Origin of the sequence: Xanthomonas nasturtii, assembly GCF_023337365.3 — a bacterium.
Classification (GTDB): Bacteria; Pseudomonadota; Gammaproteobacteria; order Xanthomonadales; family Xanthomonadaceae; genus Xanthomonas; species Xanthomonas nasturtii.
Window position 1 is genome coordinate 1,518,462 of record NZ_CP142084.2, and the last position, 11,861, is coordinate 1,530,322.

Below are 11,861 nucleotides of genomic sequence, written 5' to 3' on the forward strand. Positions count from 1 at the left end.
GGCGGATGCGATGGTGTGGCGCATCTTCACTGGTGTGGTGAGCCGCCACTGCTCGTCCTGGCTTGTCCAGGATCCCGGGTCCCCGTTCCCCGGTTCCGGCTCCCCAGGACATGCTGATCGAGCACGAACATGGCTTCGTCCTGCACGTGCGTGCCTGGCGCGAGACCAGTCTGCTGGTGGAAGTGCTGACCGAGCAGCACGGACGGGTGGGACTATTGGCGCGCGGTGTGCATGGCCCGCGCAAGCAGGCGTTGCGCGCTGCCTTGCAGCCATTGCAGCTGATTCAGTTCAGCGCCGTGCAGCGCGGCGAGTTGGCCCAGTTGCGCCAGGCCGAGGCGCTGGATACTGCGCCGCGTCTAATCGGCGAGACCATGCTGGCCGGTTTCTACATCAGCGAGTTGCTGCTGCGGCTCGCCCCGCGTAACGATCCGGTGCCCGAACTGTATGCCTGCTACGCGCAGGCGCGGGCGCACCTCGCGTCCGATCTGCCGTTGGCCTGGGGGCTGCGTCGGTTCGAGCGCGATGTGCTGGAAGGGCTGGGGTTCGCCTTCGATCTGCAGCACGACAGCGACGGGCAGCCGATCGATCCGGCAGCGCGGTATCGCCTGGATCCGCAGGAAGGCGCATTGCGCGTGTTGAGCGAACGCCTGGCGCAGGATCGCCGCGAAACCGTCACCGGTTCGGCGCTGCTGGCGCTGGGCGAGGATGTCATGCCGGCCGCAGACGACATGCCTGGTCTACGGCGTAGCATGCGCAGTGTGCTGCTGCATCATCTGGGCGGGCGCGGGCTGAAGTCCTGGGAAATGCTTGAGGACCTGGCACGCCGGCGCTGATCGGATCAGCCTTGGGCATGCACGCGATGCTGCTGTGAGTGCGCCAGTGCCGTCAGCGCTGCCAGCCGCAAACCTCTCGATCCGAACAACTGCGATGCACGGCATCGAACGCTGTGCCAAGCCCGAATAACACCGATGTAGTGCTTTCAATGCAGCAACGCAGCCACCGCTGCATGGAACTGGGTGCGCGCGGTGCGCGATTGCGGGTCGCCGCGCAGCAGGCGTACCGCACCGGCGAGCCGCGCCGCGCCGACGAAGCCGCAGCTGGCCTGCAGCCGATGCAGATGGTTGCGCAGTGCCTGCTCGTCGCTGATCTGCAGGGCCGAATCCACCGCATCGCGGCTGCCCGGGAGTTCGGCCAGGAACAGCTCGCGCAACGCGTTGAGATGGTGCTGCTGGCCGTTGAGCGCGCTGAGCGCGGCCGCCTCGTCCCAATCGCTGGCGGCGATGTCCAGCACGCTCACCGGCGCCACGCTGTAGCGGCCCCGCGCCAGGCCGCGCCGCACTGCCTGCAGCAGGCGTTCGGAGGTCAGCGGTTTGACCAGGGTTTCCAGAAATCCGTCGGACTGCAGGCCGCGTTGCATCGCCATGGTGATGTCGGCGGTGTGCGCCAGGGCCGGCACGTCCGGGTGCAGCAGGCGCAATGCACGCAGCAGCCCGCTGCCGGTGCCATCGGGAAGATTGACGTCGATCAGCCACAGGTCGTGGCGACGTTCGCGCGCGCGGTCGAGTGCGGAAGACAGAGAGTCGGCGCAGTCCACCGTCGCGGGGAGGCCTTCCAGCACAGCCTGCAGGAAGCCTCGGCTGATCGGGTCGTCTTCCACCAGCAAGATGCGTGGGTTGGATTCCTGGCGTGTGGCCATGTTCATGCTGCCTCCTTGTCAGCGATGCTGCGTCCTGATTCGCCGCGCACACCCGGAGTTTGCCTGGGTTTGTGGGGCGCGACAATTGCTGCGCTGCCTGGCGCGGCCTCGGTCGATCGCATCTGCGACAATACGCACCCTTTTTGCCCGCAGCTTGTCGCCACGTGGCCAGAACCAGAAACCGTTTCGACCGTACTCCTTTCCAGACCGCGATTACCGACCTGAGCCATGACGGCCGCGGTGTGGCGCGCCGCGACGGCGAGGGCGGCAAGGTCACCTTCATCAGCGGCGCCCTGCCCGGTGAGCTGGTGCGTGCCGAACCCACTGCCCGCAGCCGACATTTCGATGAAGCCAAGACGGTGGAGGTGCTGGAGGCATCCCCACAACGGGTCACCCCGCGCTGCCCGCATTTCGGCGTCTGCGCCGGCTGCGTGCTGCAGCATCTGGACGAGTCGCAGCAGATCGTGGCCAAACAGCGCGTGCTGATGGACAACCTCGAGCGCATCGGGCACGTCACCCCGCAGGCCGTGCTGCCTGCGCTCAGTGGCGACAACTGGGGCTATCGCCGCAAGGGTCGCTTCTCGGTGCGGCGGGTTGAGAAGAAGGACAAGACGCTGGTCGGTTTCCGCGAACTCGATCCGCGCTTCGTGGCCGATCTGTCGGTCTGCTACACGGTGATCCCGCAGATCGGCGACAAGATTCCGTTGCTGGCCGCCCTGGTCGAGAGCATGGATGGCAAGCGCGACATTCCGCAGATCGAATTCATCGCCGGCGACGAAACGGTAGCGTTGACCATTCGTCACATGCAGCCGCTGAGCGAGCGCGACCAACAGGCCTGGATCGCCTTTGCGCAGGAGCACGGGTTTGCGATCTTTCTGCAGCCCGGCGGGGTGGACAGCGTGCATCCGCTATGGCCGCAGGACGTGCCGTTGTCGTTCCGCCTGCCGCAATGGGATGTAGAGCTGGCGTTCCGGCCGCTGGACTTCATCCAGGTCAACGCCTCGCTCAATCAGAAGATGATTGCGCACGCGCTGGCCTTGCTCGATACCAAACCCGACGACCGTGTGCTGGATCTGTTCTGTGGCCTGGGCAACTTCACTCTGCCGCTGGCGCGCGTGGTGCGCGAGGTGGTGGGGGTGGAAGGCGACGCCGGGCTGGTGGCGCGGGCGAAAGAGAATGCCCGGCGCAATGGTCTGGACAATGCGCAGTTCTACGCTGCCGATCTGACCCAGGATCAGCGCAACGCTTCCTGGATGCGCCAGGGCTTCGACAAATTGCTGCTGGATCCGCCGCGTTCCGGCGCCCTGGAAGTGCTGCAACAACTGCCGCTGAAAACGTTCGAGCGCATCGTCTATGTGAGTTGCCACCCAGGCTCGTTGGCGCGCGACGCCGGCTATCTGGTCAACGAGCAGGGCTTTACGCTGGTATCGGCCGGCGCGATGGACATGTTCCCGCACACCGCGCACGTGGAAAGCGTTGCGGTGTTTGAACGGCGGTGATTGGGGAATCGGGAATCGGGAATGGTAGAAGCGGTTCGCCGTATGCTGTTGCGATTCTCCATTCTCCATTCTCCATTCTCCATTCTTGACTCCCATGCCCATTGAAATCGAACGCAAGTTTCTCGTGACCGGTGACGGGTGGCGTAGCGCCGCGCATGCGGTGATCCCGATGGCGCAGGGCTACATCAACGATCAGGCGGCGCTGCGCAGCGGTGCGCAGAATGCATCGGTGCGGGTGCGGATTCAGGGCGAAAGCGCGTTTCTCAATCTGAAATCGCGCGAGGTGGGGCATACGCGGCAGGAGTTCGAATACCCGATTCCACTTGCCGACGCACGCGCGTTGTTGGCGCTGTGTGTGGGCGGTCTGATCGACAAGCGCCGGCATCTGGTCGCCTGCCAGGGCCATGTATGGGAAGTGGACGAATTTCTGGGCGATAACGCCGGCCTGGTGGTTGCAGAGATCGAGCTCGATCGCGCCGACGAAGCGTTCGCCATGCCCGAGTGGATCGGGGCCGAGGTCACCGACGACGTGCGCTATTACAACCTGGCGCTGGCCTCGCATCCGTTCAAGCGTTGGAGCGGGGAGTTGTGATTCGGGATTTGGGATTGGTCACGGCGTAGATGGTGCTCGGCGCCTTGGTGAGCGGGTTGAGGGGTTGTGGCAGAGATGCGTAAGAGCAGATGACGCTCGGTGCCAGGCCTGTGCTTTGCAAGCCCTCATCCCCACTCCCGGCATTGTCTACCGGCTTGCGAATCACCAATCCCGTCGCCCAAACCCGTCTATGCTCCACAAATCCTCAATCCCCACCAACGAATCCCCGCTCATGCGCATCGACATCTGGTCCGACGTAGTGTGCCCCTGGTGCTGGATCGGCAAGCACCGTTTCCAGGCCGCCATCGCTGCGCTTGGCGCGCAGGCGCCGGCTTTGGACATTCACTACCACGCGTTCGAACTTGACCCCGATGCCGGCCCGGAGCCGACGCCGTTGCGCGACGCGCTGGCGTTGAAGTTCGGCGGCGCTGCGCGGGTCGAGCAGATGTTGGCGCAGACCCAGGCCACCGCGCAGGCGGAAGGATTGCCGCTGGATTTCGGCCGTGGGCAGGTGCAGGTCAGCACGTTGCGCGCACATCGGCTGATCTGGCTGGCCAGTCACGAGGGCGATGTGGATGCGGTGATGGAAGCATTGTTCCATGCGCATTTTGCCGAGGGCCTCAATGTCGGCGCGACCGCAACGCTGGTGCGTGCCGGCGAAGCCGGTGGCCTTGCCGCGGCGCGCGTGCAGGCGATGCTGGCGTCCGAAGAAGGCGTCGTCGAGGTGCAGGCACAACTGGCGCAGGCTGCTGCGTTGGGCATCCGCGCGGTGCCCAGCTTCGTGATCGACGGCCGCGCCCTGATCCAGGGCGCGCAGCCGCTGGAAAGTTTTGCGCAGGCGCTGCTGCAATTGGCAGCCGAATCGACCCCGGTCGGCGGGCCGGATGCCTGCGGGCCGGACGGCTGCGCGGTGTGACCCGCATGCCAACCGCATGTGCCGGCAAGTGCGCGCCGGTGTGATGTCGCCCGCCCGTGCGCAGACGGTGGCGGTGATCGGTGCCGGGCTGGCCGGGCTGGCCTGCGCGCAGCAGCTGCAGGTGGCAGGCCACGCAGTGACGCTGTTCGAGCAGTCCGATACGCCGGGCGGCCGCATGCGTCACTGCGCAGGCGAGCATTGGCAATGTGATCACGGAGCGCAATATTTCACCGCGCGCGATCCTGCATTTGTAGCGGTTGTGAATGGCTGGATCGACGCGGGTAGTGCCGCGCCCTGGCTGGCGCGCATCGCCAGCTGGGACGGCACACAGTTACGTCGCTCGCAAAGCGCGCTGATGCGTTATGTGGGTGTGCCCGACATGGCCGCACCGGCACGGACGCTTGCGGCGCATCTGGATGTTCGCCTGTCGACCGAGGTACGCGCGCTGCAGCGCAGCGGGCAGCGATGGAGTGTGTTGGTCGGGCAAGACGCGGCGGCGCTGATGGTCGATGCAGTGTTGCTGGCCGTCCCGGCACCGGGTGCGGCCCGGTTGTTGGAACGGGCCGCGCCTGCACTTTCGTCGGTTGCCCAGGACGCGCACATGCAGCCGGCCTGGGCATTGATGCTGCGTTTCGATGCGCCAGTCGATCCGGGCTACGACGCAGTGTTCGTCAATACCGGCCCATTACGCTGGGTGGCGCGCAATTCCAGCAAGCCTGCGCGCACAGGTGCCGAAACCTGGCTGCTGCACGCCACTGCCGCGTGGAGCCAGGCGCATTACGATGCGACGCCTGCGCAGGTGATCGCCAGCATCATGCCGGAGCTTGCAGCGCTTGGTTTACCGATGCCGCAGTCGTGCGATGCCTATCGGTGGACGGTTGCCAGCAGCGAACCGGCATCGCAGATCGGCTGCGTCTGGGATGCACAGCTCGGCCTTGGCATGTGCGGGGACTGGCTGGCAGCCGGCAAGGTGGAGGGCGCTTGGCAGAGCGGGGTGGCGTTGGCGCAGCGCGTGGCTGCCGGCGATGTAACGCACAGTGGTTGCGGCTGACGCCATGGCAGGCGGCGCAGCGCAGGTCAAGGCCCGGTGCGAGGCAATGCGTGATGTCATGGCGTTGGTCCATGCGGACTGCCTTGAAAGCTCTGGCAAACCACTGGCGTGGAGTGCTTCTCTACGCGCTGAGGTCAGCACGCGCGCACCTGTGCATCAGCAGGATCGAGCGCCGCGCTGATGCATGATGCCACTGCACCCACTGCACCCACGGCGCAGACGCGCTTGCAGGCGCCCGCCCACACGCTGCGCCTGATCCTGGGCGACCAGCTCAATCCGCAGCACAGCTGGTTCGTAACGCGTGCTGCGGGCGTGGTCTATGTGTTGATGGAAGTGCGCGCCGAAACCGATTATGTGCTGCATCACGCACAGAAGATCCTGGCGATCTTCGCGGCAATGCGTGCGTTTGCGGCGCACTTGCGACACGCCGGGCATCGCGTGCGTTACGTCACCATCGACAACCCCAGCAACCGGCACTCGATTCCCGCCAATCTCGATGCGCTGATGGCGCATTACCGCGCCGACCGTCTGGAGTACTAGGCGCCGGACGAATGGCGGCTGGACGAAGCGCTGCAGCACTGGAGTGCTGCGCAGCCCTTCGCTGCGCACACGGTCGACAGCGAACATTTCTTGACCGCGCGCAACGAGGTCGCCGGGTGCTTCCGTGCCGGTAGCGCGTGGCGTATGGAAGTGTTTTATCGGCGCATGCGGCGCCAGCATCGCATCCTGCTCGATGCCGCCGGCGAACCGGAAGGCGGGCGCTGGAATTTCGACCACGACAATCGTGCGCCGTGGCCGGGCGATCCGCCTGCGCCGCAGGATTGGCGCGCAACGCACGATCACGGTGCACTGTGGCGCACGATCGAGGCCGCCGGCGTGCGCAGCTTCGGTGCGCCGAACGCGCACGCCCTGCCGTGGCCACTGGACCGCGCTGAAGCCTTGCAGCACCTGGATGCCTTCATCGCGCAGGCATTACCGGATTTCGGCCGCTACGAAGATGCGATGAGCACGCGCAGCCCGCGCCTGTTTCATTCGCTGCTGTCGTTCGCGCTCAACGTCAAGATGCTGCACCCGCGCGAGGTGATCGCCCGCGCCGAAGCCGCGTGGCGGCACGGGCATGCGCCATTGGCAGCGGTGGAAGGCTTCATCCGCCAGATTCTGGGCTGGCGCGAGTACGTGCGCGGTGTGTATTGGTCGCAGATGCCTGGCTATGCGCAACTGAATCACCTGGATCAGCATGCACCGCTGCCGCACTGGTTTTGGGATGGGCAGATCGGCATGCGCTGCCTGGCCGATGCGGTCGGCAACTCGCTGGCCAACGCGCATGCGCATCACATCCAGCGGCTGATGGTGATCGGCAATTTCGCGCTGCTGGCGGGGCTGGACCCACAGGCGCTGCATCGCTGGTACCTGGGTGTGTATATCGATGCGTTCGAGTGGGTGGAGTTGCCCAATACGGTGGGCATGAGCCAGTTCGCCGACGGCGGCCTGCTTGGCAGCAAGCCGTATATCAGCGGCGCGGCCTATATCGACCGCATGAGCGACTACTGCGGTGGCTGCCGCTACCAGCGCAAGTTGCGGGTTGGCGCCAACGCCTGCCCGTACAACGCGCTGTACTGGGATTTCCTGCAGCGCCAGCGCGCGCTGCTGGGCGCCAACGAACGCCTGGCGATGCCGTACCGCCAACTCGACGGCATGGCCCCCGAGGTGCTGGCGCAGGTGCAGGCCCAGGCCGCGCAGTGGCGGGCCCATCTGGAAACGCTCTGAGGTGCATGGGATCCAACCCGCATAACGACGTGCCGGGCGGCCCGGATACTGCTTAGTCCGCAAGGGCACAGTGGCTGCGAGCTTGTACGACACCGGCAAGCCACCGGCAGTGCGCGCACAACGTCGCGGAACTAAACAAAGCGCGTCGATACCCTGATCAGGCGCCTGCCTGAATGCGCGATCTGACGCTGCCACGCGCATCTGCGACAATGCCGCGCTGCGCTGCCACGGCGCCTGGCCCGGGAGTCCCCCAACATGCTTCTGATCGGCGTTGCCGGTACCGAACTCAGCGCACAGGAACGCGACTGGCTGCAGCACGATGCGGTTGCCGGCGTGGTGCTGTTCAAGCGCAACTTCGCCTCGCGCACCCAGGTGGCCGAGCTGTCGGCGGCCATCCGCGCCGCGGCGCCGCGCCCGGTGCTGATCTGCGTGGACCAGGAAGGCGGCCGCGTGCAGCGGTTTCGCGAAGGCTTCAGCGCCCTGGCGCCGTTGCAGAGCTTCGGCACCCGGTACCCGCAGGATCCGGAAGGCGCACTCGCCGCGGCCCGCGCGCACGCGCAGCTGATGGCCACGGAAGTGCGCGCCAGCGGCGTGGACCTGAGCTTTGCGCCGGTGGTGGATCTGGGCCGTGGCAACCGTGCCATCGGCGACCGCGCCTTCAGCGACGACCCGCAGATCGTGGCGACCTTTACCCGTGCCTATGTGCAGGCGCTGCACGGCGCCGGCATGGCCGCCACGCTCAAGCATTTCCCCGGCCACGGCACGGTGCTGGAAGACACCCATGTGGATCACGCCAGCGACCCGCGCTCGCTTGAGGTGTTGCAGGCCGAAGATCTGCTGCCGTTCGTGGCCGGCATCGAGGCCGGCGCCGATGCTGTGATGATGGCGCATGTGGTCTACCCGCAGGTCGCCCCGGAGTCGGCCGGTTATTCGCAGCGCTGGATCGAACAGATTCTGCGCGGCCAGATGGGCTTCCGCGGCGTGGTGTTTTCCGACGACATCGGCATGGCCGCCTCGTTCAGCGCCGGCGGCGTGGCAGGCCGGGTGCATGCGCATCTGGATGCCGGCTGCGACGTGGTGCTGGTCTGCCACCCGGAACTGGTCGACGAATCGCTGCAGGCCGTGCAGGGCCGCAGCCTCAATACCGCAGCATTGATCGGCCTGATCGGCCGCGGCGCACTGGGCTGGGATGGCCTGCTCGCCGGTACCGACGCCTCATTCACCACTCCTCTTTCCGCCCATTTCGGAACAACTGCCTGATGTCCACGCTCACCATTTCCCAGGCCCTGGCCCAAGCCGATCTGCTGGTCGACCGTCCGGCCATCGATGCCGCCGTTGCCACCATCGCCGGTGCGATTGCACGTGACTATGCCGGCGAAGTGCCGGTGTATCTCACCATCATGCACGGCGCGCTGCCGTTCTCCGGCCAACTGGCGCTGGAACTGGGCGCACGCGGCCAGGACCTGCAGTTCGATTATCTGCATGCCACCCGCTACCGCGGCGAAACCACCGGCGGCGAGCTGGTGTGGAAGCACCGCCCGGCCACCGCACTGTTCGGCCGCCGGGTGATCCTGGTCGACGACATTCTCGACGAGGGCTACACCTTGCAGGGCGTGCGCCAGTGGTGCCTGGAGCAGGGCGCCACCGACGTGCGCGTGGCGGTGCTGACCGTCAAGCGCCACGACCGTTGCGTGCCCGGTGTGACTGCCGATTATGTGGGCGTGGAAGTGGCCGACCGCTACGTGTTCGGCTTCGGCATGGACGTCAACGAGCAACTGCGCGGGATTCCTGCCATCTATGCGATGAAGCAGTAACTGCCGCAATTTGCCCGCGTCGCTGCGGGCAGCCCGGCGCGCAGTCCTGCGCGCCACCGTCCTGTCTTTCGTTGCAGAGGTTGCTTGTGTCCTCCACTTCCATCGCATTGGCCGTCATCGGCGGCACCGGCGTCTACAAGCTCGCACAGCTGGATCAGGTGCAGACGCACGACATCGAAACGCCGTACGGCGCGCCCTCCGGCCCGATTCGCGTGGGCATGTTGCTGGGCCACCGCGTGGCATTCCTGGCGCGTCATGGCGAAGGCCATTCGCTGCCGCCGCACAAGGTCAATTACCGCGCAAACATCGCTGCGTTGCAGCAAATCGGCGTGACGCGCGTGCTGGCGCTCAACACCGTGGGCGGCATCACCGAGCAGTTCGGTCCGCGCGTGTTGGCCTGCCCGGATCAGCTGATCGATTACACCTGGGGGCGCGTGTCCACCTTCTGCGAAGAGCCGGGCAGCGAGGTGCAGCACGTGGATTTCGGCCATCCGTATTCGCCGATGTTTCGCAGCAAGGTGATTGCGGCAGCCAAGGTGACCGGCGTCACGATGGTGGCCGGCGGTTGCTACGGTGCGACGCAAGGACCCCGACTGGAAACGATTGCAGAGATCGCACGCATGCGTCGCGACGGCTGCGATCTGGTCGGCATGACCGGCATGCCCGAGGCCGGGCTGGCACGCGAAAAAGGCCTGGAATATGCGTGTTTGGCGATCGTGGCGAACTGGGCGGCCGGTTGCGGCGACGCGCAGGAAATCACCATGTCCGAGGTGTTGGCCAATGTGGATGCCGCATCGTCCGGCTTGCCGGAGCTGATTGGCGAACTTGCACGCGGGTGATTGTCATTGGGGAATAAGCTTTGCATACTCGGCGCGTACGCACCGCCGTACACCACCCATTAATTATTGCAAAGGTCTCGCATCACCATGCCGAACGGTACCGTCAAGTGGTTCAACGACGCCAAGGGATTTGGCTTCATCTCACCGGAGGACGGCAGCGCCGATGTCTTCGCGCACTTCTCCGCGATCAATTCCAAGGGCTTCCGCAGCCTGCAGGAAGGCCAGCGCGTCAGTTATGACGTGACCCAGGGCCCCAAGGGTGCCCAGGCTTCGAACATCACGCCGGTCGAGTGATGTGACTCGATTGTGCGGTTGAAGAACCCCGCCACGGCGGGGTTTTTTTTGCACCGTTCCATGCGGGATCGGTGCTAGCGAAACAGAGCAGGGACGATGCAACGAACATTACGGATTGCGGTGGTTGGCTACGGAACGGCGGGGCAGGCACTGGCCGTGTTGCTGGGGGCCGATGGGCATCACCTGGAGGTGTTCGAGCGCGCCGCCGCGCCCGGGCCGGTGGGCGCAGGCTTCTTGCTGCAGCCCAGCGGCCTACAGGTGCTCTGGAACATGGGCTTGCTGCCGCAGGCGCTTGCGCATGGCGCACCGGTGCGCCGCTTGTACGGCGACACGCCCTGCGGGCGCGCAGTGATGGACATGCAGTACCGCGATCTGGATGCGCGCCTGATGGGTGTGGGCATGCAGCGCGGCGCCTTGTTTACGCTGCTGCGCGAGGCCTGGCCGCAGCACGCGCAACTGCATGTGGATACGCAGATCACCGCCATCGACCACGACGGCGTGCGCGTGCAGGACCAACGCGGGCAGTGGCACGGCCCTTACGATCTGATCATCGCCGCCGATGGCTCGGCCTCCACCTTGCGCGCGCAGGCGCAGGGAACCCGGCTGGATCGGGTGTATCCATGGGGCGCGCTGTGGTGTCTGTTGCCGCGCGAGGACTGGCCGTTCGTGGACGAATTGCGCCAGCGCTATATCGGCGCGCGCAAGATGATCGGCCTGCTGCCGGTGGGCACGCGTCCGGGCGACGACACCCCGCGGCTGAGTTTTTTCTGGAGCCTGCCGTGCAGCGATTTCGTGGCCTGGGAACAGCGCGGCATTGCAGCCTGGCGCGATGAAGTGGCGCAGATGTGGCCGCAAGCGCACGCGCGGCTTGCCACGGTGCAGGTGCATGGCGCACTGGCGCGGGCAAGCTATCGCGATGCGGTGGTGTCGCGCTGGCATCGCGGCCGCTTCGTGCTTGCCGGCGATGCCGCGCACGCGATGAGTCCGCAGCTCGGGCAGGGCGTGAATATGGCGCTGCTGGATGCACTGGCCATGCGCGATGCATTGCGTGCGGGCAGCGATCTGGACGAGGCGCTGCAGCGCTACCAACGCGAACGCCAGGCGCACGTGGCGATCTATCACCGCTGGAGCCGCTGGCTGACGCCGTTGTTTCAGTCCGAACGCGATCTCTGGGCACAAGGCCGCGACCTGCTGCTGCGCCCGATGGGACGTGTGCCGGGCGGGCGCGGGCACATGCTGCGCGTGCTCAGCGGCACCCAGCATGGCTGGTTTGGCAAGTTGGCGTTGGCGCCGGACTTCGTGGAGGCGTTATCGCAACCAGTGGCGCATGCCGCCGACGCTAAAGCAGAAGCGGCCGCAGCGTCGTAGCGTCGGCCGGCGTATGCGCGGCGCT

At 66.1% G+C, this 11,861-nt stretch carries 11 protein-coding genes and 1 pseudogene; 11 read left to right on the forward strand and 1 reads right to left on the reverse strand.

Annotated elements, in window-relative coordinates:
• Positions 1-110 precede the first annotated feature (110 nt).
• A complete protein-coding gene (gene recO / locus M3O59_RS06610; protein WP_064632137.1) occupies positions 111-833 on the forward strand; it encodes a DNA repair protein RecO in 723 nt (240 codons plus the stop codon).
• Between the two features lie 146 nt (positions 834-979).
• Here the strand turns inward: recO and M3O59_RS06615 are convergent, their stop codons facing one another.
• On the reverse strand, positions 980-1,702 hold the full coding sequence (locus M3O59_RS06615) for a response regulator (protein ID WP_064632134.1): 723 nt from the start codon (positions 1,700-1,702) through the stop codon (positions 980-982).
• 158 nt (positions 1,703-1,860) lie between these two features.
• On the opposite strand from M3O59_RS06615, the gene rlmD reads away from it, so the two are divergent.
• The 10 genes and pseudogenes from rlmD (at position 1,861) to M3O59_RS06665 (ending at position 11,836) form a co-directional block, all read left to right on the forward strand.
• Positions 1,861-3,195, forward strand: a complete 1,335-nt coding sequence (gene rlmD, locus M3O59_RS06620; protein ID WP_249054320.1) for a 23S rRNA (uracil(1939)-C(5))-methyltransferase RlmD — start codon at positions 1,861-1,863, stop codon at positions 3,193-3,195.
• Between the two features lie 94 nt (positions 3,196-3,289).
• The gene (locus M3O59_RS06625) at positions 3,290-3,787 is read left to right on the forward strand and encodes a CYTH domain-containing protein (protein WP_249054317.1); all 498 of its coding nucleotides are present in this window, start codon (positions 3,290-3,292) and stop codon (positions 3,785-3,787) included.
• A 232-nt stretch (positions 3,788-4,019) separates the two neighbouring features.
• Entirely contained in the window at positions 4,020-4,703 is a 684-nt protein-coding gene (locus M3O59_RS06630; RefSeq protein ID WP_249054314.1) for a DsbA family oxidoreductase, read from the forward strand.
• Between the two features lie 16 nt (positions 4,704-4,719).
• Entirely contained in the window at positions 4,720-5,754 is a 1,035-nt protein-coding gene (locus tag M3O59_RS06635; RefSeq protein ID WP_116904738.1) for an NAD(P)/FAD-dependent oxidoreductase, read from the forward strand.
• A 180-nt stretch (positions 5,755-5,934) separates the two neighbouring features.
• Positions 5,935-7,521: pseudogene (locus tag M3O59_RS06640) on the forward strand (cryptochrome/photolyase family protein).
• 255 nt (positions 7,522-7,776) lie between these two features.
• Positions 7,777-8,781, forward strand: coding sequence for a beta-N-acetylhexosaminidase (gene nagZ, locus M3O59_RS06645; protein ID WP_116904739.1), 1,005 nt, complete (start codon positions 7,777-7,779; stop codon positions 8,779-8,781).
• Positions 8,781-9,335, forward strand: coding sequence for a hypoxanthine-guanine phosphoribosyltransferase (locus tag M3O59_RS06650; protein WP_101363380.1), 555 nt, complete (start codon positions 8,781-8,783; stop codon positions 9,333-9,335). Before nagZ ends, M3O59_RS06650 begins: the two co-directional genes overlap by 1 nt.
• Positions 9,336-9,421: 86 nt before the next feature.
• Positions 9,422-10,174, forward strand: a complete 753-nt coding sequence (locus M3O59_RS06655; protein WP_249054312.1) for an S-methyl-5'-thioinosine phosphorylase — start codon at positions 9,422-9,424, stop codon at positions 10,172-10,174.
• A gap of 87 nt (positions 10,175-10,261) precedes the next feature.
• Positions 10,262-10,468 carry a transcription antiterminator/RNA stability regulator CspE gene (cspE, locus tag M3O59_RS06660; protein WP_003488188.1) on the forward strand — a complete coding sequence of 69 codons (207 nt, stop codon included), beginning with the start codon at positions 10,262-10,264 and terminating at the stop codon, positions 10,466-10,468.
• Between the two features lie 96 nt (positions 10,469-10,564).
• Positions 10,565-11,836, forward strand: a complete 1,272-nt coding sequence (locus M3O59_RS06665) for an FAD-dependent oxidoreductase (protein ID WP_064631343.1) — start codon at positions 10,565-10,567, stop codon at positions 11,834-11,836.
• Positions 11,837-11,861 lie beyond the last annotated feature (25 nt).